This window comes from Sphingopyxis sp. EG6, assembly GCF_003609815.1.
Lineage (GTDB): Bacteria > Pseudomonadota > Alphaproteobacteria > Sphingomonadales > Sphingomonadaceae > Sphingopyxis.
The window spans coordinates 608,070-633,246 of the sequence record NZ_AP017603.1; the positions used below are offsets into that span (position 1 = coordinate 608,070).

At 65.7% G+C, this 25,177-nt stretch carries 29 protein-coding genes; 12 read left to right on the top strand and 17 right to left on the bottom strand.

From position 1 onward, the window contains the following. Positions 1-97: 97 nt before the first annotated feature. Genes gspJ through SPYCW_RS03025 form a run of 6 tightly spaced genes read left to right on the top strand, consistent with a single transcriptional unit; the run spans position 98 to position 4,827 of the window. Entirely contained in the window at positions 98-712 is a 615-nt protein-coding gene (gene gspJ / locus SPYCW_RS03000; protein WP_232014813.1) for a type II secretion system minor pseudopilin GspJ, read from the top strand. Then, on the top strand, positions 709-1,716 hold the full coding sequence (gene gspK / locus SPYCW_RS03005) for a type II secretion system minor pseudopilin GspK (protein WP_232014814.1): 1,008 nt from the start codon (positions 709-711) through the stop codon (positions 1,714-1,716). The genes gspJ and gspK overlap by 4 nt, the downstream gene beginning before the upstream one ends. A gap of 1 nt (position 1,717) precedes the next feature. After that, a complete protein-coding gene (gene gspL / locus SPYCW_RS03010; protein ID WP_120215534.1) occupies positions 1,718-2,863 on the top strand; it encodes a type II secretion system protein GspL in 1,146 nt (381 codons plus the stop codon). Beyond that, positions 2,860-3,342 (top strand): type II secretion system protein GspM, encoded by a 483-nt coding sequence (gene gspM, locus SPYCW_RS03015; protein ID WP_120215535.1) that lies wholly within the window; start codon positions 2,860-2,862, stop codon positions 3,340-3,342. Before gspL ends, gspM begins: the two co-directional genes overlap by 4 nt. Further along, on the top strand, positions 3,339-4,055 hold the full coding sequence (gene gspN, locus SPYCW_RS03020) for a type II secretion system protein N (protein ID WP_120215536.1): 717 nt from the start codon (positions 3,339-3,341) through the stop codon (positions 4,053-4,055). The genes gspM and gspN overlap by 4 nt, the downstream gene beginning before the upstream one ends. Before the next feature lies 1 nt (position 4,056). Then, positions 4,057-4,827, top strand: a complete 771-nt coding sequence (locus tag SPYCW_RS03025) for a prepilin peptidase (RefSeq protein ID WP_120215537.1) — start codon at positions 4,057-4,059, stop codon at positions 4,825-4,827. Here the strand turns inward: SPYCW_RS03025 and pal are convergent. From pal to SPYCW_RS03105, 17 genes are all read right to left on the bottom strand, one after another. Further along, entirely contained in the window at positions 4,814-5,332 is a 519-nt protein-coding gene (gene pal / locus SPYCW_RS03030) for a peptidoglycan-associated lipoprotein Pal (protein ID WP_171005350.1), read from the bottom strand. The two genes, SPYCW_RS03025 and pal, sit on opposite strands and share 14 nt — an antisense overlap. Positions 5,333-5,438: 106 nt before the next feature. Further along, on the bottom strand, positions 5,439-6,803 hold the full coding sequence (tolB, locus tag SPYCW_RS03035; RefSeq protein WP_232014815.1) for a Tol-Pal system beta propeller repeat protein TolB: 1,365 nt from the start codon (positions 6,801-6,803) through the stop codon (positions 5,439-5,441). Positions 6,804-6,808: 5 nt separating this feature from the next. After that, on the bottom strand, positions 6,809-7,630 hold the full coding sequence (locus SPYCW_RS03040; protein WP_120215538.1) for a hypothetical protein: 822 nt from the start codon (positions 7,628-7,630) through the stop codon (positions 6,809-6,811). 9 nt (positions 7,631-7,639) lie between these two features. Further along, positions 7,640-8,161, bottom strand: a complete 522-nt coding sequence (tolR, locus tag SPYCW_RS03045) for a protein TolR (protein WP_120215539.1) — start codon at positions 8,159-8,161, stop codon at positions 7,640-7,642. Then, entirely contained in the window at positions 8,161-8,859 is a 699-nt protein-coding gene (gene tolQ / locus SPYCW_RS03050; RefSeq protein ID WP_120215540.1) for a protein TolQ, read from the bottom strand. Before tolQ ends, tolR begins: the two co-directional genes overlap by 1 nt. Continuing rightward, complete coding sequence (locus SPYCW_RS03055; RefSeq protein WP_120218066.1) at positions 8,853-9,332, bottom strand: YbgC/FadM family acyl-CoA thioesterase; 480 nt, start codon at positions 9,330-9,332, stop codon at positions 8,853-8,855. Before SPYCW_RS03055 ends, tolQ begins: the two co-directional genes overlap by 7 nt. A 225-nt stretch (positions 9,333-9,557) precedes the next feature. After that, positions 9,558-10,580 carry a Holliday junction branch migration DNA helicase RuvB gene (gene ruvB / locus SPYCW_RS03060; protein ID WP_120215541.1) on the bottom strand — a complete coding sequence of 341 codons (1,023 nt, stop codon included), beginning with the start codon at positions 10,578-10,580 and terminating at the stop codon, positions 9,558-9,560. A gap of 1 nt (position 10,581) precedes the next feature. Beyond that, complete coding sequence (locus SPYCW_RS03065) at positions 10,582-11,316, bottom strand: haloacid dehalogenase type II (RefSeq protein ID WP_120215542.1); 735 nt, start codon at positions 11,314-11,316, stop codon at positions 10,582-10,584. Next, a complete protein-coding gene (locus SPYCW_RS03070) occupies positions 11,309-11,719 on the bottom strand; it encodes a GFA family protein (RefSeq protein WP_120215543.1) in 411 nt (136 codons plus the stop codon). Before SPYCW_RS03070 ends, SPYCW_RS03065 begins: the two co-directional genes overlap by 8 nt. After that, entirely contained in the window at positions 11,716-12,276 is a 561-nt protein-coding gene (locus tag SPYCW_RS18770; protein WP_145985932.1) for a hypothetical protein, read from the bottom strand. The genes SPYCW_RS03070 and SPYCW_RS18770 overlap by 4 nt, the downstream gene beginning before the upstream one ends. After that, on the bottom strand, positions 12,273-12,875 hold the full coding sequence (gene ruvA / locus SPYCW_RS03075) for a Holliday junction branch migration protein RuvA (protein ID WP_120215544.1): 603 nt from the start codon (positions 12,873-12,875) through the stop codon (positions 12,273-12,275). The genes SPYCW_RS18770 and ruvA overlap by 4 nt, the downstream gene beginning before the upstream one ends. Before the next feature lie 126 nt (positions 12,876-13,001). Then, positions 13,002-13,475 carry a crossover junction endodeoxyribonuclease RuvC gene (gene ruvC, locus SPYCW_RS03080; protein ID WP_120218067.1) on the bottom strand — a complete coding sequence of 158 codons (474 nt, stop codon included), beginning with the start codon at positions 13,473-13,475 and terminating at the stop codon, positions 13,002-13,004. A 136-nt stretch (positions 13,476-13,611) separates the two neighbouring features. Beyond that, positions 13,612-14,358 carry a YebC/PmpR family DNA-binding transcriptional regulator gene (locus SPYCW_RS03085; protein ID WP_120218068.1) on the bottom strand — a complete coding sequence of 249 codons (747 nt, stop codon included), beginning with the start codon at positions 14,356-14,358 and terminating at the stop codon, positions 13,612-13,614. 69 nt (positions 14,359-14,427) lie between these two features. Beyond that, positions 14,428-14,745 (bottom strand): YbjQ family protein, encoded by a 318-nt coding sequence (locus SPYCW_RS03090; protein ID WP_120215545.1) that lies wholly within the window; start codon positions 14,743-14,745, stop codon positions 14,428-14,430. Between the two features lie 31 nt (positions 14,746-14,776). Then, a complete protein-coding gene (locus SPYCW_RS03095; protein ID WP_120215546.1) occupies positions 14,777-15,019 on the bottom strand; it encodes a DUF2312 domain-containing protein in 243 nt (80 codons plus the stop codon). A gap of 101 nt (positions 15,020-15,120) precedes the next feature. Then, the gene (locus SPYCW_RS03100) at positions 15,121-16,443 is read right to left on the bottom strand and encodes a metal-dependent hydrolase family protein (protein WP_120215547.1); all 1,323 of its coding nucleotides are present in this window, start codon (positions 16,441-16,443) and stop codon (positions 15,121-15,123) included. Between the two features lie 70 nt (positions 16,444-16,513). Beyond that, positions 16,514-16,840 carry a DUF1244 domain-containing protein gene (locus SPYCW_RS03105; RefSeq protein ID WP_120215548.1) on the bottom strand — a complete coding sequence of 109 codons (327 nt, stop codon included), beginning with the start codon at positions 16,838-16,840 and terminating at the stop codon, positions 16,514-16,516. Positions 16,841-17,036: 196 nt separating this feature from the next. On the opposite strand from SPYCW_RS03105, the gene pyk reads away from it, so the two are divergent. From pyk to SPYCW_RS03135, 6 genes are all read left to right on the top strand, one after another. Continuing rightward, positions 17,037-18,491 carry a pyruvate kinase gene (pyk, locus tag SPYCW_RS03110; protein WP_120215549.1) on the top strand — a complete coding sequence of 485 codons (1,455 nt, stop codon included), beginning with the start codon at positions 17,037-17,039 and terminating at the stop codon, positions 18,489-18,491. A 236-nt stretch (positions 18,492-18,727) separates the two neighbouring features. Continuing rightward, entirely contained in the window at positions 18,728-19,501 is a 774-nt protein-coding gene (locus SPYCW_RS03115; RefSeq protein WP_120215550.1) for an arginyltransferase, read from the top strand. Between the two features lie 241 nt (positions 19,502-19,742). Beyond that, positions 19,743-20,813: a DUF4189 domain-containing protein gene (locus SPYCW_RS03120; protein ID WP_145985933.1), complete on the top strand. Its 1,071-nt coding sequence runs from the start codon at positions 19,743-19,745 to the stop codon at positions 20,811-20,813. Positions 20,814-20,870: 57 nt separating this feature from the next. Beyond that, positions 20,871-21,635 carry a hypothetical protein gene (locus SPYCW_RS03125; RefSeq protein ID WP_120215552.1) on the top strand — a complete coding sequence of 255 codons (765 nt, stop codon included), beginning with the start codon at positions 20,871-20,873 and terminating at the stop codon, positions 21,633-21,635. A 224-nt stretch (positions 21,636-21,859) separates the two neighbouring features. Further along, positions 21,860-24,295 (top strand): NAD(P)-binding domain-containing protein, encoded by a 2,436-nt coding sequence (locus SPYCW_RS03130; protein WP_120215553.1) that lies wholly within the window; start codon positions 21,860-21,862, stop codon positions 24,293-24,295. Then, on the top strand, positions 24,295-25,176 hold the full coding sequence (locus SPYCW_RS03135) for a hypothetical protein (RefSeq protein ID WP_232014816.1): 882 nt from the start codon (positions 24,295-24,297) through the stop codon (positions 25,174-25,176). Before SPYCW_RS03130 ends, SPYCW_RS03135 begins: the two co-directional genes overlap by 1 nt. The last annotated feature ends 1 nt before the right edge of the window (position 25,177 follow it).

A 25,177-nucleotide genomic window follows, 5' to 3' on the forward strand; every position in this document is an offset into this window, starting at 1 on the left:
CCTGTTTCCGGTCGCCCTGAGCCTGTCGAAGGGCCGTTCTTTCTCTGCGACGTCGAGAAGGAGGAACGGTGCTTCGACAAGCTCAGCACGAACGGAGGTGGGGGCATATCCGAATGGCTTCACCCTCGTCGAAATGCTCGTCGCGCTGTCGATCTTCGCCGCGATCGCGGCGATGGGCGTCGGGCTCTTGCGCAGCAGCGTCGATACGCAGGATGCGGTTCAGAGCCGGCTAAAGGCGATGGGCGGGGTCAACCGGCTCCGCGCCGTGATGGCGAACGATCTCGCGCAAGCGGTGCAGCGCGCGACGCGCGGCCCGGCGGGCGAGGCGGTGCCGACCTTCATTGGTTCGTCCACCGGCTTTGCCTTTGTCCATGGCGGTGCCGGGTCGATCGATGGATCGCCGCGGCCCGCGCTCGAGCGCGTCGCCTATGCGCTGGTCGGCGGCGAGTGGCGCCGCGCGACGCAGCCGATGCTCGACGGCACCGCGCTCGGCGAGGGCGACCGGTTGATCGGCGATGTAACCGGCGTTGCCGTCCGATACCGCGACGAGCGCGGTAATTGGGGTGACAGCTGGACGTCCGAACCCGGCGACCGTCTGCCGCGCGCGGTCGAGGTGCGCGTGTCGCGCCGCGGGCGCGAGGCGCTGACGATGCTGTTCCTGACCGCGCCAACGCTACCGCGGCCGCCTATCGCCGAAAGCCCGGCGCCATGATGCGCCGCCCGCCCGGCGAACGCGGTGCCGCGCTGCTCAGCGTCCTGTTGCTGGTCGCGGTCATGGCGGTGATCGCGGCGACCGCGCTCGATCGCCTGACGCTCGCGACGCGGATCGCGGGCAGCGCGGCGACGGTCGATCAGGGCCGCGCCTATAGCTTCGCCGCCGAACAGATTGCGCTGCGCCGCGTCGCCGATCTGGTCGGGCGCGATCCCGCCAAGCTGACGCTCGCGGGCGATTGGCTGGGGCGTGATTTCGTCCTGCCGCTGCCCGGCGGCGAGGGGCGGGCAAAGCTGGCCGACGCCAATAATTGCTTCAACCTCAACAGCCTCGTCGCCGAAACCGCCCCGGGACGCTTCAGCCAGCGGTCGGGGTCGATGCGCCAGTTCGGCGAGCTGATGACGTTGCTCGGAATCGATCCGGGGCAGGCGCAGGCGATCGCGGGGGCGGCGGCGGACTGGATCGACAGCGACAGCAACGAAGGCCCGCTGGGTGCCGAGGACAACGCCTATCGCGCGATGCCGGGGGCCTATCTGCCCGCCAACCGCAAGATGGCCGATGTCAGCGAGCTGCGCGCGGTGCGTGGGGTCAGTCCGAAAATCTATGCGCAGCTGAAACGCTGGATCTGCGTCTTGCCGGCGACCGAGCCGGTGCGGCTCAACGTCAACACGCTGGCGCCCGAGCAGGCGCCGCTGATCGCGATGCTGGTCCCCGGCGAAATCACGCTCGCTAACGCGCGGGCGGCGCTGGCGGCGCGTCCCGCGGGCGGCTATGGCAGCAGCGTGCGATTCTGGGAGGCGGCGCCGTTCGAAGGGTTCGACCCGCCGACCGACGTCGCGGAGCAGGCCGGGGTGACGAGCCGCTGGCTGAGCCTGACGACGAATGTGACGATGGGGGACGGTTTTTTGACGGCAGTTTCGCTCATCGACGCCAATGGCGGTGCGCCGTCGGCCGGGCTCGCGCCGCCGACGGTCGTGCGGCGCGACTGGGGTGAAGCCGACTGAGATGAGCGCGACGCTGGTTCTTTGGCTGCCCCCCGTGGCGGCGCTCGGTGACGGAGACGCACCCGACCCCGCATGGCTGCGCGTCGACGATGGCGTGATCGTCGATTCGGGGCAGGATGACGGCTGGGTCGATGCGTGGGAAAAGCCGCATAGCGATGATGCCGACGATCGGCTGATCGCGCTCGCTCCGGCGTGTGACGTGCCGCTGCGCTGGCTGGCCTATCCCGAAGCGGCGCCCGCGCAGGCGATGGCGGCGGCGCGGATCGACGCCTTGAAAGCCAGCTTGGGCGACGCGGCACTGCTGCACGTCGTCGCGGGCCAGCCGGTGGAAGCGGGTCAGGCGGCGCCGGTCGCGGTGACGACGCATGCGGCGATGACCGCATGGACCGACTGGCTGGCGGCGCGCAGCCTGTCACCCGCCGCGATCATTCCCGCCGCCGCCGCGGTGCCGCCGCCCGAACCCGACAGACTGTGGTCGGCCGAGGTCGGCCGCGAACAGATCGTCCGTTCCACCGACCGCGCCTATGTTTCCGACCCCGAACTCGATCCGCTGATCGCGGGCGGTCACGCGATTGCGCCGCTCGATGCCGAACGGATGCGCGACGCGCTGTTGCTGACGCTCGCAGCGCCCCCGCTCGACCTGCTGAGCGGCGCGTGGAAGCCGCGGCGGAGCTGGTCGCTGGACCCGGCGTTGGTACGGCTGGTCAAGCGGCTGGCGATCGCGCTGCTGGTCGTCAGCCTGCTGATACCGATCATCCACGCGTTTCGTTTGTCGCGCGACAGCAGCCGCGCCGATGAAGCAGTCGTCGCGATGGCGAAAAAGGCGGGCGTCACCGCGCCCGACGCGACGGCGGCGGAGGCCGAACTCGATCGCCGCCTGGCGACCGCAGGCGGTGGCCCGCTGGCCTTTTCGGTCCCCGCGTCGGCGCTCTACGACGCGATGCGCGATGCACCGGGGGTCGCGCTCAAAACGCTCTCGCACCGCACCGACGGAACCTTGACGACGACACTTGCCGCACCGCGCGTCGAGGACATTAATCAGGTGCTGCTCGCGCTCCAGGCGCGCGGCTATCGCGTCACCGCGCAGCCGATGGCGGGCAGCGACGGCCAGCAGATGGCGAATATCACGATCCGGGCGGTGCCATGACCGAAGGGCTGCAAAATTGGTGGACCGGGCTGTCGCAGCGCGAACGCTGGCTGGTCGCGATCGCGGGGGTGCTGGCGGTCGGCGTGCTCGTCTGGGGTCTTGGCCGCCCGGCGGTTGCGGCGTTCGTCGATCTGGAAAGCCGACATCGCGCCGCGATCGAACGCGAAGGCCGCGTCGCCGCCAAGGTGCAATTGCTGGCTCAGCGTCCCGCGACATCGGTGGCGACGGCGGTGGATGCCGTCGCGATCGACCAATATCTCGCGCAATCGGCGGGCGAAATCGGGTTGACGCTCGACCGCAACGAGGCGCGCGGACAAGGGCAGGCGACAATCGCCATCGCCACCGCGCGCGCGCCGGTCTTGACCGACTGGCTCGCGTCGCTCGAGGGGCAGGGCTTTGTTATCGACCAATTGACGATCACGCCCGCCGCCGACGGTACCGTCGGACTGACGGCCGAACTTCGGAAGGGTGGCCAATGAGCGTACGGCAACGCTGGGGCGTCGCGGCGCTGTTGCTGGCGCTCGTCCTGATCGTCGCCACCTTTCCGATGCGGCTCGCGCTTGCATGGTCGGGCGCGACCGACGCCGGGGTGACCGCGCGCGAGGTGCGCGGTTCGGTGTGGGCGGGCGAGTTGGTTGAAGCGCGGCTGGGCGCGTTGCCGCTGGGGACCGTGCGCGCGAGCCTGTCGCCGCTGGCGCTGCTCGAGGGCGATACCGAACTCGTCTTTTCGCGCACCGACCCGCGGCTCGGCGCGCTGGCGGGGCGGCTGCACGGCAGCAATCCGCGCGGGGTATCCGAAGTCAACGGGACGACGACAATGTCGGGCGGGCTTGGGATGATTCCTGTGGACACCATCCGGTTCGAAGGCGCTACGCTGCGCTTTGATGGCGCCGGAAAATGCACCAGCGCCAGCGGACGCATTCAGCTGGCGGTCAGCGCGCCCATCGCGGGGCTCGACCTGTCGCGCGGGCTGGCGGGGCCGCTTGGCTGTGCGAACGGCCGCGTGCAGGCGGCGCTGGCCAGCCAGTCGGGGATGGAACGGCTGACCTTGTCGTTCGACGGCAGCGGCGCTTATCGCGCCCGGTTGGCGATCAACGTCGATCGCGATCCGGCGATGGCGGCGGCGCTGGCGACGCTGGGCTTCAAGGCCGGTTCGGGCGGTTTCGTACTGGCGACGACGGGTCGCTTCTGACGTGACGGCCCTGGATGCCTTGCCCTTTGGCATGGGCGTCCCGTTCGCCGTGCTGATCGGGCTGGTCCTCGGCAGTTTTGTCGCGACATTGGTGCTGCGCTGGCCCGTGGGGCGTTCGGTGCTGGGGCGCTCGCAATGCGATGGGTGCGGGCGGCCGCTTGGCATCGCAGAGCTTGTGCCGCTGCTTTCGGCAATCCTGGCACGCGGACGTTGTCAGAAGTGCCGCGCAGCGATCGATCCTTTCCACTGGCGAGTGGAATTGGGATCGGCGCTGATCGGCGGGATTGCGCTGACGATCATGCCGGGGACGTCCGGCTGGCTGTGGGCGCTATTCGGCTGGCTGCTGCTACCGCTCGCGCTCCTCGATGCCCGTCACTTCTGGCTTCCCGACCGGTTGAGCGCTTTGCTGGCGGTGGTGGGGTTGCTGCTGGCGGGCCCGCTGCTCGATGCGTCATTGCTCGACCGCTGGATCGGTGCGCTCGCCGGCGGCGCGGTGCTCGCGCTGATCGCCTGGGCCTATTGCCGCGCGCGCGGCGGCGAGGGCATGGGCGGCGGCGATCCCAAGCTGGTCGCCGCGATTGGCTGTTGGCTTGGATGGCAGGCGCTGCCGCTGCTGCTGCTCCTCGCCAGCTTGGGCGGCATCATCTGGGCGCTGATCGCCCAGCGAAAAGGGGACCAGCCGCTGGTGCAGCGACGGGTCCCCTTCGGTGTCTTTGCCTGCACCGCCGCTTTCGCGACGGTGCCGCTATGGCCGCTGATCAGCGCCCGATGACGACGGTCACCGCGCGGCGGTTCTTGGCATAGGCCTCTTCGGTCGAGCCGAGTTCGGCGGGGCGTTCCTTGCCATAGCTGATGACGCTGATCCGCGAGGGATCGATGCCCAGCGAGGCCAGATAGTTTTTCGCCGCATTGGCGCGGCGTTCGCCGAGCGCGATATTATAGTCGCGGGTGCCGCGTTCGTCGGCATGGCCCTCCAGCGTGACGCGCACCGCGGGGTTGCGCTGCAACCACTGCGCCTGCGTCTGCAACGTCGCCATGTCCTCGCTGTCGACATTATATTGGTCAAAGCCAAAGAAAATGCGGTCGCCTTCCAAGCCGACGCTTGCCAGGAAATCTTCCTGCGACCCCGGAATCACGCCGGTGCCCGTATCGGTTCCGGTATCGGTGCCGGTGCCTTCGGGGACAGGGGGCAGCGTATCGGGCGCTTTTTTCGCGCAGGCGCCAACGGCAAGCATGGTGATCGCCGCTATCATTGCGGTGCTCTTGCGTATCGTCATGTCGTCTGTCCTTTTGTTGTTGCTCGAAAAATCTCGTCTCGGCCCATTTTGCCGCCATTTTATGCCATTATGGGAACCCTGATGGCCGATTTTGGTTCCGCTTTCCTTACGGCAGCACCGGCCCCCAGCTGGGGTCCGATCCATCCTGCGGGGTAGGCAGACGGCGCAGATTGACGCCGGTCAGATCGACTTGCCACAGGCTCGACTTGCCCTCGCGCCCCGGGGTGGTGCGGAAAAACTGGATGACGCGGCCGTTCGGCGACCAGGTCGGCGCCTCGTCCTGCCAGCTGTTGGTCAGCATCCGAACGCTGCCGCCCGACGGAGTCATCACCCCGATGCGGAATTCGCCGCCGCCCATGCGGGTAAAGGCGATCAGGTCGCCGCGCGGCGACCATTCGGGGGTCGCGGCGCGCCCGCCGCCAAAGCTGATCCGCTGCTGGTTCGACCCGTCGATGTTCATCGTATAGACTTGCTGGCTGCCCGACCGGTCGCTTTCGAACACGATCTTGCGCCCATCGGGCGAGAAGCTGCCGCCGACGTCGATCCCCGGGGTGCTCGTCAACCGCACCGGGGTGCCGCCGTTGGCCGAGATGCGATAAATGTCGGTATTGCCGCCGACCGCCATCGAATAGAGGATCTGGGTGCCGTCGGGCGACCAGCGCGGCGCAAAGGTCGCATTGCCGCTTTCGGTGACCAGCTTCTGCGATCCGCTGGCGACGTCGTAGATAAAGACGCGGACGCGGTTGTTCAGATAGGAAACATAGACGATCTTTTTGTAATCGGGCGAAAATCGCGGCGAAATGGCGAGCGCCTGCCCGTTGGTGATGAAGCGGTGGTTGCCGCCGTCGCTGTCCATGATCGCTAGGCGCTTGATGCGGTTCCCCTTGGGGCCGCTTTCGGCAATATAGGCGATGCGGCTGTCGAAGAAGGGCGCTTCGCCTGACAGGCGCGAATAGATCGCGTCGGCGCATTTGTGCGCGGCGCGGCGCCAGTCGCCGGGCTGGATCTCGAACCCCTTGCGCACCAGCTCGCTGCCGAGCGCGGTGTCGTAGAGGTAACAGCCGACGATCAGACTGCCGTTCGATCCGGCATCGACGAAGCCGTGGACGACATTTTCGGCGTTGCGCGCCTGCCAGTCGGCAAAGCGCGGCGCCTGCACCTCGGCGCGGGTGATCGCGCGGACGCCGCTGGGGCCGAAGGGATCGTAGAGGCCGCTGCGTTCAAGGTCGGCGGCGATCACTTCGGCGATCTGGCGGCCAAGGCTGTCGGTGCGCAGCCCCGCGACGGTCTGCACCGATGAGGTGGCGAGCGCCGGGATGGCGATGACGGTGCGGTCCTGCGACAGCGTGCCTTCGATCGTTTCGCGCGGTTCGGTGGGCGTCACCGCAGGCGGGGTGGGGGCGGTCTGCGCGAGCACCGGGGCGGTGGTCATGAGCAGCGCGAGCGAGAGGCCGATCGGGCGAAGGAACATGTCTCTTACCTCTTGATGAAATCGAGCGTGTAATTCTGCCAAAAGCTGTAATTATCCTCGGGCAGATCGAAAGGTGCGGCAAGTTCGACCGCGCGTTTGGCGCATTCCTGGTGCCGCTGAATCTGAAATTTGTTGCTGTCGTTTTCGCCCGACGTCGTGACGCTGGTGAAGCCGGCGAGGGCGCCCGACTGCGTCAGGCGGAATTTGACGACGGTCTTGAGCTGATCGACATCGACGCCCGAAATGCGGCACCCGTTCCAGCGCGGCGCGACGGCCGATTTGATGCTGACGTCGATCGAGCGGCGCACCTCGGCCGCGGTGGCCGCGGCGGGTGCGCCCTTGCTGGCGGGTGATTTGGGCTGCGATTTCGACAGCCCTTCGGCAATTCCGTCAAGGCGTCCGGTCGGGCGCGCGGGGCGATCTTTGGCCGGGGGCGCCTTGGGCGCGGCCTTGGGCTGCGCCTTGGCGGCCGCGGGCGGGGTCTGTTTGGGCTGCGCCTTCGGTCGCGCGACCTGTTTCGGGGTCGGCGCAGGCGTCGGGCGGACGATCGGTTCGGGCAGCGGCGGCGCGGGCGTCGGTTCGGGCGCCACGATGTCGGTCATATCCTCTTCGCCCAGCCGCGCCGCGGGCGGGGTTTCGCTGATCACCGGCGCGGTTGATTGCACCGCGGTTTCGGCGATCAGATCGACCTCCATCGGTGGATTGTCGAACCGGCGCTCGCCCGCAGTCCACTGGACGGAAAGAAGACCGATGATCACGACATGCGCCGCCACCGCGATGGCAAAGCCGCGTCTTTCCTTTCCCCCCAATGCCCGTGCTGCGGCCATGATGCGACCCTATTGCCCCGTTTCTGAACCGTCGGTGACCGCGGTCTCGGCGGTCGGTGCGGCTTCGGCAGCACCCTCCGCGCCCGTGGTTACCAGCGAAATGCGCGTCAGTCCCGCGCGATTGAGTTCGCCCATCACGCGCATCACGCGGCCATAATCGAGCCCCTTGTCGGCGCGCAGCATGATCTGGCGCGGCTTGTCCTCGCCCTGACGTTCGCGCGCGATGGCGTCGAGACGGGCGGGAAGTTCGGCCTCGGGCACCACCTCTTCGCCGATGTAGAGCGTGTCGTCGGCGTTGATCGACAGCTGGACCGGTTCCTGCTCCTCGGTCTCGATCGGCTTGGCGCGGCTTTCGGGCAGGTCGATCGGCACGGCAGAGGCCAGCAGCGGTGCGGTGATCATGAAGATGATCAGCAGCACCAGCATCACGTCGACGAGCGGGGTGACGTTGATGTCGGCGATCGGGGCGCGGCGCCCGCCGCGCCCGCGCCGCCCGCCGATACCGCCGCCCGAGGGACTGGTCATGCCCATCAGGCGTCCACCTCCAGCTCACGGCTGAACGTCGCGTGCAGCCCGTCGGCGAAGCGGCCGAGGCGCGATTCGAGGCGGTTCAGGCGCTGCGAGAAACTGTTGTACGCTATCACCGCGGGGATCGCAGCGAACAGGCCGATCGCGGTCGCGAACAACGCTTCGGCGATACCCGGCGCGACGACGGCCAGGCTGCTGTTGTTGCTCGCGGCAATCGCGGTGAAGCTGCGCATGATGCCCCATACGGTGCCGAACAGACCCACGAACGGCGCCACCGAGCCGATCGTCGCCAGCGTCCCGATCTTGTCAGCCAGCCGGTCGACCTCGCCCGCAATCGCCGAGTTCATCGCGATGCCCAGCCGTTCGCGCGTGCCGTCGCGGTCGATAACCTTGCCTTTGGTCGAGCGGCGCCATTCGCTGATCCCGGCGCCCAGCACCTTGGCGCTCGGCAGATCCTCGCTGCTGTTCTTGTCATAGAATTTGTCGATATTGTCGGCGCGCCAGAAATCGCGCTCGAAATTTTCGGATGCCCGCATCAGCTTGCCGACGCCGCGCCCCTGGGTGAAGATCACCGCCCAGACATAGATCGACGCGAGCAGCAGCCCGATCATCACCGCTTTCACGATGATATCGGCCTGCAGGAACAGCGCGACCGGGGACAGGGTCGCCGCGTCGGCGGCCAGCGAGATATTGTCTAGCAAGGGATTTTCTCTCCATTCATGATGGCGGTAAAGCGGTCGGCCCAGCCCGCGGGCTGGCGGCGCGGCCGACCCTCGGGCGACAGGAAGGCGGCGGTGACTTGCCCGTCCGTCAATGTCTCGCCGCTTAACGTGTCAGTTCCGCGAAGGATGCGCTGCGTAATGATCACGCTGGCGCCGCGCACGGCTTCGACAGTGCTGACCACGAGCAGGTCGTCGTCGAGCTTGGCGGGGCGGCGATATTTGATGGCGAGGTCGGTGACCGCCCAGCTGCCATCGCCCGCCTCCATCGCCGCGCGCTGGTCGATCCCCGCGATCCGCAGCATGTCCGACCGCGCGCGTTCCATATAGCGCAGGTAATTGGCGTGATAGACGATGCCGCTGAGGTCGGTGTCCTCGAAATAGACGCGCGACCGGTAATGATGTTCGGCCCCGACAAAGGCGCCGGGGACAAAAGGGGGCGGGGCGTTTACCATGGCCTTGATCGATAGCCGCCCTTCGACTCGTCGCAAACCCCAAACCAACGGTTCGTCGCAGATGGGAGCCATTTGGTGGGAGATGATGGCGGAAATCCGCGCCATTCTTCTGAGGCTCGTGCCCCTGCGAAGGCAGGGGCCCATCACCGGTCATTGCGGACTACCCCGCCGCTCGTGCAAGGGCGCGACATTCGGTGATGGGCCCCTGCCTTCGCAGGGGCACGGTCACTTACCGTTATCGAACAACCCGTCCTGCGATCCTGCGGGCGGATTGAGCCCCAGATGCTTCCACGCGCTGGCATTCAGCATCCGCCCGCGCGCGGTGCGCGCGATCAGGCCGACTTGCAGCAGATAGGGTTCGATCACATCCTCGATCGTGTCGCGCGGTTCGGACAGCCCCGCCGCCATCGTCTCGACCCCGACCGGGCCGCCGCGATAGATGTCGGCGATCATCGTCAGGTAGCGCCGGTCCATCGCGTCGAGGCCGAGCGCATCGACTTCCAGCCGGTTGAGCGCGGCATCGGCGGCTTTCGCATCGACGATTGCATGGCCCGCAACGGTCGCGAAATCGCGCACCCGGCGGAGCAGCCGCCCGGCGATGCGCGGGGTCCCGCGCGAGCGCTTGGCGATTTCGAGCGCGCCGTCGGATGCGATCGGCAGCGCGAGCAGGCGCGCGGCACGCGTGATGACCTGCTCCAGCTCACCATGCGTATAGAAATTGAGCCGCACCGGGATGCCGAAGCGGTCGCGCAGCGGCGTCGTGAGCAGCCCCTGCCGCGTCGTCGCGCCGACCAGCGTGAACTTCGGCAAATCGATCCGCACGCTGCGCGCCGACGGCCCCTCGCCGATCATGATGTCGAGCGCGCGGTCCTCCATCGCGGGGTAGAGGATTTCCTCGACCGCGGGCGACAGGCGGTGGATTTCGTCGATGAACAGGACGTCGCCATCCTCGAGATTGGTGAGCAACGCGGCGAGGTCGCCCGCCTTGGCGATCACCGGGCCGCTGGTCGAACGGAAGCCCACGCCGAGCTCGCGCGCGACGATCTGCGCCAGTGTCGTCTTGCCGAGGCCGGGGGGACCGTAGAACAGCACATGGTCGAGTGCGTCGGAGCGCGACTTCGCGGCCTCGATAAAGATGCGCAGATTCTCGCGCGCCGCCGCCTGCCCGACAAATTCGGCGAGCGATTTTGGGCGCAGCGCCGCGTCGGCGTCCTCGGGGGTGCGATTGGGGGTGGTGAGGTCGGTCAAGTCAGCATCCCAGTTGCGCCGCCAAATCGGTCAGGCTGTCGGCGCTATACTCCCAATCCTGCGCCGCGTCGGCGTCGGGCGCGCGGGCGCCGCCATATTCCATCGGCCGTTCGATATGCGCGGTCATCAGCCCGCAAGCGCGCGCCGCGGCCAGGTCGCTGTGGTGCGAAGCAACAAGGCAAAGCTCGTGTGGCGCCAGCCCCAACGCCTCGGCGGTCGCAAGATAGGCGGCGGGTTGCGGCTTGTACGCGCGGGCATATTCGGCGCCGAGGATCGCGTCCCACACCAGCCCCGCGCGGCGCGCCATTTCGATCATCAGCGATATATTGCCGTTCGACAGCGTGACGACGGGAAAGGCGGCGCGCAGCCGCGCGATCCCGGCGACGCTGTCGGGCCAGGGGTCAAGCCGGTGCCAGGCGTCGGTCCAGTCGGCTAGCAGCGCCGGATCGAGCGCAGCGGGGTCGATGTCTTGCGCCTCCAGCACTGCGTCAAGCATCTCACGGTGCAAAATGTCGAGCTTGACGAACCCTCGCTGGCCGCTGCTGACCGCCGCCATCGCAGGCAGGTAGCGGCGGCGCCACTGGTCGGCGAAATCATGCGGATCGATATCGGCGCGGTCGATCTGCGCCAGATAACGCGCGGATTCGCGCGCGATGCTGCTACGCCAGTCGACGACGGTGCCAAACACGTCGAAGGCGACGGCTTTGGGGCGGCGGGCGGCGGCGGGATCAGTCATGATGCTCTATTGCCTCGCCGCTGATCGAAACCCAAGGCTCCATGCGGTCCTCGTACACCGAATAATTGGGGACGAAGCCGTGGCCGGGCGCAAAATTGCCGAGCGGGATGGCGAAAGCATCATGATAGGGCCGCGCGCGGTACCAGACGCCCGAACCACAGGTGGCGCAAAAGAAGAAGTCGGCGGTGTGACCGCTGTCGCCAGTATACTGCCACATCTTCGCGTTAGCCTCGCCCTCGATGCGGACCTGCTCGGCGGCGAAGCGCACCTGCGCGGCAAAGGCACTGCCACTGCGCGCCTTGCACTCGCGGCAATGGCACACCGACACGCGGATCGGCTCGCCGGAGCAGGCGATGCGGATTTCGCCGCAGCGGCACGCGGCGTGGCGGGTGGGGGCGGTCACTTTGCTGCCTTTGTGATGCCATTAATCGTCGCCAGCAGTCGACGATATTCTCTCAAATCATTCCCCGCTTTTTCAACCACTGTGGATACAAGCTTCAGGTCATCCAATCGGTCAATTTCTGCTGAGATACGTGAAATCGTGTCGATCAAATCTTTCATCGAATGTGACGGAACCGATTTAGAAAATCCTTTCCGGCGTTGAGCTTGGACCGGTCCATACCTCCTTGATAGTGCGGTCAGATTTTTGCCTTTGCGTTCAATTATTTCATCAATGCCATCTGGATGGTCAGCCACACGCTTCAACTCATGGAACCAGTCTTTTGCACTTCCGCCCAAAGCTTCTTTTACGTCGTTCAAAGTTATCAGGGTTTTCGACCCGCCGTTGGATTTGAACGTGGCGTTTGCGACAGATATGATGTGAGCTTTCAGCTGATTGAGGGTTAGTTTTCCGTCCGCAATTCGTAGAGCCGCCTCAAATGCAAAATCCTCTTTGGGGCCGTTGCGTTGCCTAGCGGCCTCCCACCGTGGTGTGCCATCTTCGTCAACTGCAAGCATCATTTCGCCGCCTTTTTGAGTGCCACGCGAACGAGCGCATCAAGCCCGACATCCGTGCCCAATTCCTCGCTCGCCGCCGCGACGGCGGCGCTCGCTTCGCCGGGTTTAAAGCCGAGGCCGGTCAGGGCGGTGACGGCGTCGGCGAGGGGGCCGGGGGTGGTGGGCACGTAAGCTGCGCCGCTGCCCGATATGCCGCCGAGCGCGCCGGCTTTGTCCTTCAGTTCATGGGTGATCCGCTGCGCCAGCTTCGGCCCGACGCCGTTGGCGCGCGCGATCATCGCGCTGTCGCCGCTCGCCAGCGCGCGTTGCAGGTCGGCGATCTCCAGCGCCGAGAGGATCGCGAGCGCGACCTTCGTGCCGACGCCCTGAACGCTGGTGAGCATACGGAACCAGTCGCGTTCCTCAGCCTTGGCAAAGCCGAGCAGGCGCAGGAAATCCTCGCCGACCAGCATTTCGGTGTGGATGGTTACGTCGCCGCCGGTGGGGCCGAGCGCGTCGAGGGTGCGCGCCGATGCCTCCACCAGATAGCCGACGCCGCCGACGTCGATCACGGCATGGCCTGCGCCGCTGGAGTCCAGTCGTCCGGTGAGTTTCGCGATCATTCACCCTGCGTAGCGCGGGGGGAATGAAAAGGGAACAGTTTCCCTGCTTCGTCATGCCGGACTTGATCCGGCATCCATTCCAGCCGCGCCGCCTGGACCCCGGATCAAGTCCGGGGTGACGAGGGTTTAGCAGCGCGGCCGATGGTTCGCGTGGCAGATAGCGACCGCCAGCGCGTCGGCGGCATCGGCGCCCGTGACCTTCGCGCCCGGGAGCAGCACGCGCAGCATCGCCTGCACCTGTTCCTTTGCCGCGGTGCCGGTGCCGACGATCGCTTTCTTGACGAGGCGCGGGGCATATTCGGCGACGGCCAGCCCGCCGCGCGCGCAGCCGAGCAAGACGACACCGCGGGCGTGCGCGAGCTTCAGGGTCGATTGCGGATTGTCGTTCACGAACACGTCCTCGACCGCGGCGCAGATCGGGGCGTGGTCGGCGATGACCGCCGCAAGCACCGTGTCGAGCTGCGCGAGGCGGTCGGGCAGGGGCGCCTTGGCGTCGGTCTTGATCTGGCCGTTCGCGATGTGGCTGATCCGGCTGCCCTCGACGCGGATGATGCCCCAGCCGGTGCAGCTGAGTGAAGGATCGAGGCCAAGGATGATCATCATTCCTCCCCGCTTGCGGGGAGGGGGACCGCGAAGCGGTGGAGGGGGTTCGCGGGCTTACACAATGTTGCTGGCCGCACCCCCCCTCCGTCAGCGCTTCGCGCTGCCACCTCCCCACAAGTGGGGAGGATTGGGTTCAACCCAATTTCTCCATCACCGCATCGGGGATTTCGTAATTGCCCCACACGGTCTGGACATCGTCGTCATCGTCGAGCGTGTCGATCAGCTTGAACAGCGTCTGCGCGATGGCTTCGTCGGCGACTTCGTTCTTCAGCGTCGGGCGCCATGCGAGCTTCACGCCTTCGGCCTCGCCCAGCTTCGCTTCGAGCGCCTTCGCGACTTCGTGCAGGCTGTCGACGCTGGTCCAGATGTCGTGGCCGTCCTCGGACGATTCGACGTCGTCGGCGCCCGCGTCGAGCGCGGCTTCGAACACCGTGTCGGCGTCGCCCGCGCTCGCGGCATAGTTGATCAGGCCGAGCCGGTCGAAGCCGTGCGACACGCTGCCCGAGGTGCCGAGGTTGCCGCCGTTCTTGCTGAATGCGGTGCGGACGTTGGTCGCGGTGCGGTTGCGGTTGTCGGTCAGCGCTTCGACGATCAGCGACACACCGCCGGGGCCGTAGCCCTCGTAGCGGATTTCCTCGTAATTTTCGCCGTCGCCGCCGGACGCCTTGTCGATCGCGCGCTGGATATTGTCCTTGGGCATCGACTGCGCCTTGGCGGCATTGACCGCGGCGCGCAGGCGCGCGTTCGCGTCAGGGTCGGGCAGGCCCATCTTTGCCGCCACGGTGATTTCGCGGCTGAGCTTCGAAAACAGGCTGCTGCGCTTTTTGTCCTGCGCACCCTTGCGGTGCATGATGTTCTTGAATTTACTATGGCCGGCCAAGCCACCCTCCATCGGTCAATTTGAAAGCTGGCGCCGCCCTACAGCGGCGGCCGACAAGAGACAACTGCGTCAGATGACGACTGCGGTCCCCGAGGCGCTGACCATCAGCATCGACCCGTTCTGACCCAGCACTTCATAATCAAGGTCGACGCCGACGACCGCATTGCCGCCGAGGCGGGCCGCTTCGGATTCCATCTCGGCGATCGCTTCCTTGCGGGCGCGGGCGAGGACGTCCTCATATTTGCCCGACCGACCACCAACGATGTCGGTGATGCTGGCGAACAGGTCGCGGAACAGGTTGGCGCCGACGATCACTTCGCCGGTGACGATGCCCAGATATTCGCGGGCCGGACGGCCTTCGATCGTATTTGTGGTGGTGCTGAACATCGTCACTCTCCTAGGCTGATAAATAGGGGGCTCAGTCGATGCCGAGCGCCGATTTGTAAACGTCGAGGATCGCTTCCATTTCCTTGCGGTCGTTCGGCGGCAGTTTGCGCAGGCGAACGATCTGGCGCATGATCTTGGGATCATAGCCCTGCGATTTCGCTTCGTTATAGGTGTCGCGAATGTCGTCGGCGACGCCTTTTTTTTCTTCTTCCATCCGCTCGATGCGCTCGATGAAAAGGCGCAGTTGTTCGTCGGATACGGTGGCTTCGCTCATTTTGGGCTCCGGTGATTGGTATGATGCGGCGCGAGAATCGCGGCTGCCGCGTCCCTAGTCGTCCCGCTGCGTTTTCGCCATGCTTTCTTGGACTCAATCGCTCATTCGGGCGGAAACGGCTGGCGCTTGCCGCCATCCTTGTGGACCACGCCGCGCCGCATCACGAAATCGACCTTTTCCAGCGCGGTAACGTCGGCCAGCGGGTCGCCGCTGACGGCGATGATGTCGGCGTCGCGTCCCGCCAGGATCGCCCCGATCGGCCGGTCGAGTTCGGTGGCATTGTCGATGGTCGCGGCCTTGATCGCCTGCGCGGGCGTCATCCCCGCCTTGACCATCAACGCAAATTCCTTGGCATTGTCGCCGTGCGGCGCGACGCCGGAATCGGTGCCGAACAGGATGCGGACATTGCCCCGGACCGCGCGGGCCATGCTGGCGGCGTGCGATGCGGCGGCTTCCTCGGCCTTGGCGAGCTGTGGCCCGGGCGCGTCGCCGCGACGGGCCTGCGCCAGCGCGGCGATCGGCGCCACGGCGGTCGGGACCAGCGCCGCGTTCGACGCCTTGAACAGCTTCACCGTTTCATCGTCGATGAAGCTGCCATGTTCGATCGAATCGACCCCGGCGCGCAGCGCCGCGTCGATGCCCTCCTTGCCATGCGCATGAGCGGTGACCTTGCGGCCAAAGCTGTGCGCGGTGTCGACGACCGATTTCATTTCGGTGTCGGACATTTGCTTGCCCAGCCCGCCCGCGACGTTCGATCGCACGCCGCCGGTCGCGGCGAATTTGATCACCTCCGCCCCGATCGAGATCTGCGCGCGGACGGCGCTGGCGCAGCCGTCGGGGCCGTCGCAGATATTGGTCCGCTCGGCCGTGACCGCGTGCGTCAGGGTGCGGTTGAGGCCGTTGACCCCGCCATGACCGCCGGTCACCGAAATCATCGTTCCGGCGGGGACCACGGTCGGCCCGACGATCACGCCATTGTTGATCGCGTCGCGCAGCGTCGTCGTGGTCCGCCCGTCGCCCCCCAGATCGCGTACCGTCGTAAAGCCCGCTTCAAGCGTCTTGCGCGCATTGTCCTGCGCGATCACGAATATATCCTCGACGTCGCGGCCCGAGCTTTCGAGGCGACTGCGCAGCAGATTGTCGTCGCTGGAAATATGGACGTGCATGTCGATCAGGCCGGGGAGGACAAAGGCGTTCTTCAGGTCGACGACACGCGCATCGGCCTCGGGCGTCGCAAAGCCGTCGTGTACTTCGGCGATCTTCCCGTCGCGAACGACGATCGTCGATGGCCCGCGCGGCTCGCGCCCCGGCTGGTCGAGCAGGCGCCCGGCGTGGATATAGGTCGTGGCCGACGGCTGAGCGGCCAGCGGCGTGCTCGCGATCAGCCCTGCCGCGATGGTCGCCGCGGCCCATGTCGTACGCATCCCGATTATCTCCCTGTTGGCTGTCCGCCTTGTCGTCCGATCATGTCGCGAAAGCCAGGGCGTCGCAAGCTCAGTCGCGCGGGTTTCTTGCCATGCTCGCCTCCATCCGCGCCAGCTGTTCGGGGGTGGCAGCGGTGTGGTGCAGCGCTTTCCATTCGGCGGTCGGCATGCCGTGGACGATCGCGCGGCCGCTTTCCTTGTCCATGCCGCCCGCTTCGGCGATCCAGTCGCCGAGGCAATTGCGGCAGAAACCGGCGAGCCCCATCAGGTCGATGTTCGCGGCGTCATGGCGGTGCTGGAGCAGGCGGACGAGGCGGCGGAAGGCGGCAGCCGCTACCGCATCGTCGAGCGCGCCGAGCGCATCGTTCGGGGCGGCTTGGTCGTCGCTGCAGGACATGGCGGATTTCCTTCTGGTGTGGGCATGAATAGCTATACGCAGCTTGCCTTGCCGGGGGCAGTGAGACTAGGCAAGAGGTGTCTATCTGTTCGGGCAAAACCGTAGCCCTGAGCCTGTCGAAGGGCGCTTATCGTGGATAGGCGCCCTTCGACAGGCTCAGGGCTCCGGCGATGATCGAAACCATATCGGAGCATCTGTGGTCCAGAGTTTTACCCCCCGCCAGCGCAAGGTGCGCATCCTGGCGACGCTTGGTCCTGCGAGCGCGAATCCCGAGATGATCGCGGCGCTGCACCGTGCCGGCGCCGACGCCTTTCGCGTCAATATGAGCCATGGCGACCATGCGGGGCACGCCAAGGTGATCGCCGCGATCCGCGCGCTGGAGAAGGAAACCGGGCGCCCGACGACGATCCTGGTCGATTTGCAGGGGCCGAAGCTGCGCGTCGGGACGTTCAAGGATGGGCCGGTCGAACTGGTCAAGGGCGCGGCATTCGCGCTCGATGCCGACGAGGCGCCGGGCGACGCAACGCGCGTCCAGCTGCCGCACCCCGAATTGTTCGCGGCGCTCGAACCGGGCACGCGGCTGTTGATCGACGACGGCAAGCTGGTGCTGCGCGTCCAGGCCGTCTCGCCGCAACGGATCGGCACAGTGGTCGAGGTTGGCGGCAAGATTTCGGACCGCAAGGGGGTCAACGTCCCCGACGTGGTGGTGCCGCTCGCGGCGCTGACCGAGAAAGACCGCAAGGATCTGACTTTCGCGCTCGAACAGCATGTCGACTGGGTCGCGCTGTCATTCGTCCAGCGGCCCGAGGATGTCGCCGAGGCGCGGCGCCTGATCGGCGGCAAGGCGGCGCTGCTCGTGAAGTTCGAAAAGCCGTCGGGGGTGCAGCGGATCGAGGAGATCCTCGAGCTCGCCGACGCGGCGATGGTTGCGCGCGGCGACCTGGGGGTCGAATTGCCGCCCGAGGCGGTGCCGCCGCTGCAGAAGCGCATCGTCGCCACCGCGCGGCGGATGGGCAAGCCGGTGGTCGTCGCGACGCAGATGCTCGAATCGATGATCGTCTCGCCTTCGCCGACGCGCGCCGAAGTCAGCGATGTTGCCACCGCGGTGTACGACGGCGCCGACGCGATCATGCTGTCGGCCGAGACCGCGGCGGGCGCCTGGCCGGTGGAAGCGGTCACCATGATGGATTCGATCGCGCGCTCGGTCGAAAGCGACCCTGACTATTTCCGCCGCCTGCACTTTACCGAAACGCTGCCCGACGCCACGACCGCCGACGCGCTGGCGGAGGCCGCTGGCGGTATCATCGGGACGATCGCCGCCGATGCGATCATCTGCTTCACCGCATCGGGATCGACCGCGCGGCGGGTGGCCCGCGAAAGGCCGAATGCGCCGCTGTTGGTCCTCACGCCCAAAAAGGAAGCGGCGCGGCGGCTCGGGCTGCTCTGGGGCGCGCATGCGGTGCCAACCAAGGACATTGGCAGTTTCGAAGAGATGATCGCCAAGGGGAAGCGCATGGCGCTGCGCCACGGTATCGGCAAGGCGGGCGCGAAGCTGGTCATGATGGCCGGGGTTCCGTTCGGCACGCCGGGGTCGACGAACGTGCTGCACGTCGCGACGCTGACCGGCGACGAGCTGCGCGGCTATAGCTGAATAGAGAATCCTCCCTGTGGCGAAGCCATGGGGAGGATCGTTGAGACCATAGTCGATTCAAATCGGCACAATCCTTACCGCCCGATTCAGATAATTTTCGAGGTGATTCAGAACGGCACGACTAAAAATGGTAAACGGACTTTGCACCATTGACGCCGCGCGGCATAGTTGGTGGGTGGTGAGCGTCGGACCCGCGTCGGGGGATTCCGCATCGCATATCTGGAGGTTTAAGCCGCGTGTCCGCACCGTTCCGTTTTCCGCGCTTTTTCGTCACCAGCCCGGCACCTTGCCCCTATCTGGCGGGCAAGACCGAACGCAAGGTGTTCACCGAACTCAGCGGCAATACGGCCAACGAATTGAACGACGCGCTGGGCCGCATCGGATTCCGGCGCAGCCAGTCGGTGGCCTATCGTCCCAGCTGCGCCGATTGCGCGGCCTGCGTGTCGGTGCGCGTCTGCGCTGCCGAATTCACCCCCAGCAATTCGCAAAAGCGCACGATCCGCCGCAACGGCGATCTGGTTGCGACCGCGTGCAAGCCGTGGGCGACCGAGGAACAATATGCGTTGCTGCGCTCTTATCTCGTCTCGCGCCACCCCAATGGCGGCATGGCCGACATGGACGAGCAGGATTTCGCCGACATGGTCGAACAGACCCCCGTCGACAGCTATATGATCGAGTATCGCGAGCCGACCACCGACGGCAGCAAGGGCCGCCTGGTCGGCTGTTGCCTGACCGACCGGCAGGGCGACGGATTGTCCATGATCTACAGCTTCTTTGACGCCGCGCACCCGCTGCGTGAAGGGCTGGGCACCTATATCATCGCCGACCATGTCCAGCGCGCGGCGCGGGCGGGCCTGCCCTATGTCTATCTCGGTTACTGGATCGAGGGGTCGGCGCGCATGGCGTACAAGGCGCGTTTCCGCCCGATCGAGCGGCTTGGCCCCGATGGCTGGTCGCGCTTCGAACCCGCCGCTCCGAGCGGCATTGCGGCGATGTTCGAACTCGCCTGACTTGGCGCCGCCCATCGCGGTGTACTGGTTGTGATTTTGGTCACAGTGGCCGCGTGACGCGCGCCATACCCTAGTCTTATGCATTGCAACCGCACGACACACGCTATTGGCGTTTCACGCTATTTTGCCATGCCCGCCGATATCGACCCGGGTCATGCGGAGCGATGACCGGCGCGCCCGAAGCCTCTAGACTCATGGCTGGAGAGGTCTCGCTTGCACCCCCGCGATGGAAGATAAGTAAATGATTGTTAATGTTTTTAACCGCGTGTCGGCGGCATTATTCGCCGTTCTACTACTATCGTGGACCCTGCCCCAGGCGGCGCAGGCGCAATATCCGTGCGGTAACGGCCCGGGCCCGGGCGAGGTCGTGGTCGGCCAGACGGGCGGGGGGGCGGGGCATGCGCCGATCCTGCTGTGCCAATATGTTGGCGGTGGTGAGAGTGGCGATAATCCGAACGAGTCGCCTTTTCGCGCACCGACAAAGCATTATGAACCCCAGAAAGCGGGCTTCATGGCGGCTGCCTATCATATCGACACCTCATCGGTGTGGATGTCGGCGGGACACAAGACGATGGAAGCAGCGAAACAGCGCGCGCTTGCTGGCTGCAAAGCGGGGACCGGTGCTGAATGTTATGTCGCCGACACGCTGTCGGAATTTGGGCTTATCTATGTCGCAGAAGACGCCATGGGCCTGTTGTGGATCAAGGCGATGACGACATTAGACGATACGACACAAAAAAATGCCACAGCGTCCCGGACTGTCGTCGACTGGAATCCGTCGATCGAACTATGCTCGCGCAACGCATTCGGGTGCAAATTCCTGGGTTATACCCAGACAGGCCGGATGCCGCTCAATGACAATCCCGATGCGCAATATGTCTCCGATTCCTTTCCCAACGGTCCGTTGACATGGAATCGTTGGGCCTTGGTCGCCAGACCGGAAAAAACGCCGATTGCGGCGTGGCAGAACAAGAGCTGGCTGAGCAGCGGCCAACAGAAATCCGCAGCTGCGCGAGCGGAATTGCTGGCGCGGTGTCAGGCCGACGGGGGGGTCCCCTGCGCAATCATTGCTTTTGCCGCGAACGGCGTGCTGGTCCAGTTTGTCGATGCGCAGGGAAAGGTCGGCTGGACCAGCGCCGTACCCAATGCGGCCAAGCCCAAACGAAAGACAAAGAAGTCGCTGGTGTCCGACGACACGTCGGTCGCGGCCAGGATCGCGCGGGCCTGTCCCTCGGCCGCAGCGCCGTGCCGCGTTGTCGCCACATACGACGCCGGTACTTCGCGACTGGATGTCGTCGCGGACGTTCCGTGATGATCGTCCGACTCGCCTTGTCCTTGTTTGTCAGTTTTTGCGTTTCGGAGAATTGTCATGTTTCGCGCCGATTTGATCAAACCCTTAGTGCGGGGCGGCGCTGCGGCGTTCGCTTTGTCGGTCAGCGCACCGGCCGCCGCCTGCTCTGATCTTCCCAACATCTGCGCCGCCAATGCCGAGCATCACCGGCAGATGATGGATATTGCGGCGACACCGCAGCAGGGCGGACCAGACGGCGGCGGCCCGCGCTATGCAGAGCCGCCGGCGGACCCGATGCGCGATCGGATGAGCGTCGCCACGGGTATGATCGCGCTGATGCAGCAGAATGTCGACAACATGGCACGGCGAGCCGAAATGATGAAAGACCCGCGTTACGCCCGGTACGAAAATGGCGGTTGGGACTTTTTTCAGGATCATGCCAAACCGGCGCCGGGCGAATATTGTGCCGCCTTTTACTGGAAAAAGGACGGGCTGGTCCGTGTTTCCGGGCCGGGGGGCGACTATAAGGGGGCGCTGCTAACCTTCTGGAGCGACGACATCCCGCAGCCGGTCGGAGTCGAAAAGATCAAGGTGACGCTGGTCCAGTCGGACGGCAGCCCGCCGCAGACGGTCGAAGCATATAATTACCGTTTGCCTGGGGAAGCCTATGGCGCAATCGCGCTGGCGGTGCCGTCGGTCGAAGCGCTGCTCGACAATATGCTCGACACCCACGGCTTCGACTTGCAGATCAAGAGTAAGTCGGTCGCAAAGGTTGACTGGACGGGCGGACATGCGGCGCGCGATCGGCTGAAACAATGCGTCGCGCGGCGCGCGCGTGGTTGATTTGCCCCCGGCCATCGCCGCCCGCCGCCGCCGGACAGCCGCGAACGGTTGACCTTTCCCCGCTTTCAAGGGCATAGCTTTGCGTCCAGGACATAAGTCCGGGTCGCATCCGTTATGTATTCGCCGGGGGGCTGGCGAGAGGGGGGTAGGATGCCCGTGCGCGCGTTCGTCAGCATCACGGCCAGCGACAAGGACACCGGCCTTGGCCGCGCGGTGACGAGCGCATGAGCGAGCCCGTGAAGGTCGCGATCATCGGGTCGGGTCCTGCGGGGCTCAGCGCCGCATCGCGCGCGGCGCAGCTGGGGCTCAGCCACATATTGCTCGAAAAGACCGACCATCTGTCGGACACGATCTTCAAATATCAGAAGGGCAAGCGCGTGCTGGCAACGCCCGAACGGCTCGACCTGCGCTCCGACTGCCGCTTTGCCGAGGGCGCACGCGAATATATCCTCGGCAATTGGGACGAGGATGCCGCGAACAACAAGGTGAATGTGGCGTATCACGCCGAGGTCGCCGAAGTGACCGGCGCCAAGGGCGCGTTCGCGATCAAGACCACCAAGGGCGACGTCTTTCACGCTGAAAATATCGTGCTGGCGATCGGCACGCAGGGCAACCCGAACCGGATGCGCTGCGAAGGCGCCGACCTGCCGCACATCATCTATCAGGTCGACGATCCCGAAGATTTCAAGGACAAGCATATCACCGTCGTCGGATCGGGCGACGCGGGGATCGAGAACGCGCTGGGGGTGGCCGAGGAGGCGCTGGAAAACACCGTCACGATCCTGAACCGGTCGAAGGATTTTGCGCGCGCCAAGGCGAAGAATGTCGCCGACATGATGGAGGCGGGCGAGAATGGCTTCATGTCGATCCGTACCGAGACGCAGCCGAAGAAGGTCGAGCCGGGCTGGCTGACGCTGGAAACCCCGAATGGCGAGGAAAAGATCGAATGCGACGTGATCGTCGCGCGGCTGGGGTCGGTCGCGCCGCGCGGCTTTGTCGAATCGATGGGGATCGAATTCACCGGCCCCGACCGTGAAGCCTTTCCCAAACTGTCGCCGACATTTGAAACGACCGTGCCGGGCCTTTACGTCATCGGCGCGCTCGCGGGTTATCCGCTGATCAAGCATTGCATGAACCAGGGTTATGACGTTGTCGAGTTCATCAATGGTAACAGCGCGCTGACCCCGGCGGACGAAAAGGATCTGGCGGCGATCTTTGCCGATCTGCCCCAGAAAAAGTCGGTCAGCGAATGGTTGGAATATCTGCGCACCCGCATCCGCATCTTTGCCGATGTGTCGCCGCTGCAGATGCGCGAATTCATGCTCGATTCGAAGGTCGCCTTTTATCGCAAGGGCGACGTCGTGTTCGAAAAGGGCGAGCCGGGCTCGTCGCTGTTCGCGATCGCCGACGGCCATGCGGTCGTCGAGGTCGGTCCCGACATCACTGTACCGATCGAGCAGGGGTCGATCTTTGGCGAGGTCGGGCTGATTTCGGGCCGCAAGCGCGGCGCGACGATCTGCGCCGGCGAGGACAGCATCTTCGTCGAAGTCTCGCGCACCGCGGCGCTGAAACTGATGGCGGCGGTGCCGGGCGCCAAGCGCGTGATCAATCGCATCTCGCTCGAGCGACAATTGCTCCAGATCTTCAAGGGCGGACTGACGGTCGACGATCTGGCGGAGGTCGTCGATGCCGCCGAGGTCGAGCGCGTTCCCGCAGGTAAGGTCGTGCTGACCGAGGGCGAACAGGGCGATGATGTCTATGTCATCCGCTCGGGATCGATGGTGGTCGAAAAGGACATCGGCGGCAAACCGATCTTCCTCCGCTACCTGCCCGCGGGCAGCTTTTTCGGCGAAATGGGGGTGCTGAGCGGGCAACCGCGTAACGCCACGGTCAAGGCGGCGGTCGGCGCCGAGCTGATCAAGCTGACCGGCGAAAGTTTCCGCAAGATGCTGAGCGCACGACCGCAGGTGCGCGCCGCGACCGAGGCCGCGGTCGCCGAGCGCGCGGCGATGAACGACTTCATCGAATCGCGCAAAGCCAGCTATTCGAGCGCGGTCGATCTTTATTCGGACACCGCGACCTTCATCATGAAGGAGGGGCTGGGCGAGGCGACCGACGCGCTGTTGATCGACGAAAATCTGTGCGTGGGCTGCGACAATTGCGAAAAGGCTTGCGCCGACAGCCATGAAGGCTTGTCGCGGCTCGACCGCGAGGCGGGCAAGACCTTTGCGCATCTGCATGTGCCGACGAGCTGCCGCCACTGCGAGCATCCGCACTGCATGGCCGACTGTCCGCCGAACGTCATCCATCGCGGCCCCGACGGTGAAGTCTTCATGGAGCCCGGGTGCATCGGCTGCGGCAATTGTATGCGCAACTGCCCCTATGGCGTGATCCGGATGGAAGCGGCGCCACCGCAAAAACCCAGCTTGCTGCGCTGGCTGCTCACCGGTTTCGGCCCTGGCCCGGGCGAGCCGTCGCCAAAATGGACCAAGAAACAGTTGGGCGACGAAAAGCCCAAGAAAATCGCGGTCAAATGCGACATGTGCAAGGGAATCGCGGGTGGCCCGGCGTGCGTGCGCGCGTGTCCGACGGGTGCTGCGATCCGCGTCTCGCCCGAAGAATTCCTGTCGATCGCGCGGCTCGACGAGGCGACCGACTGATGGCCTCGCTTTTTCAGCGGCGTCGCAACAGGGCGACCCAGACCGAGCGGGTGCGCGAGCGCAAGCATGAGGGGTTCCTACGTTATGCGGGATTTCGCTGGGCGAAGATTTCGGGCGGGCTGTGCCTGCTGATCATCATCTCCTACGCGCTGGTCGATGTGACGCCGCGACACAATGGCGGCAGTTGGTACGGTTACACGCTCGGCACGATCGGCGCCGGGCTGATCCTGTGGCTGACCGCGCTCGGCTATCGCAAGCGCAAGATGACGAGTGATTACTGGTCGCTGAAAGCGTGGACGTCGGCGCATGTCTATCTGGGGCTCAGCCTGATCGTCATCGGCACCTGGCACACCGGGTTCCAGCTTGGCTGGAACGTCCACACGCTGGCGTGGGCGCTGATGATGCTGGTGATCCTGTCGGGGCTTTACGGGGTGATCGTCTATGCGACCTTGCCCGCGGCGCTGTCGAACAACCGCGACGAGATGACGCAGATGCAGATGCTGGAGGCGATCCGCGCCTTCGACCGGCAGCTGCACAGCGCCGCGCAGCCGCTGACCCCCGCCGACACCGCGCCGGTGCTCGCGGCGCTCGATGAAGATCCGTTCGCGGGGGGCATCGGCGCGCGGCTGAGCGGGCGTTATCCGAACTGCGCGACCGCAGCGGCGCTGCGCACGCTGGCGGCGTCGCAGAGCAGCGATGCGGCGGCGCGCGACAAGGTCGTCGGGCTGCTGAAGCAGAAGGTCGCGGCGCTGGCGCGCCTGCGCGCGCATCTGCGGCTGCGCGCCTTGCTCGAAATATGGCTCTATGTGCATGTGCCGCTGACCTTTGCGCTGATCGCGGCGCTGTCGGCGCACATCATCAGCGTCTTTTTCTACTGGTGAG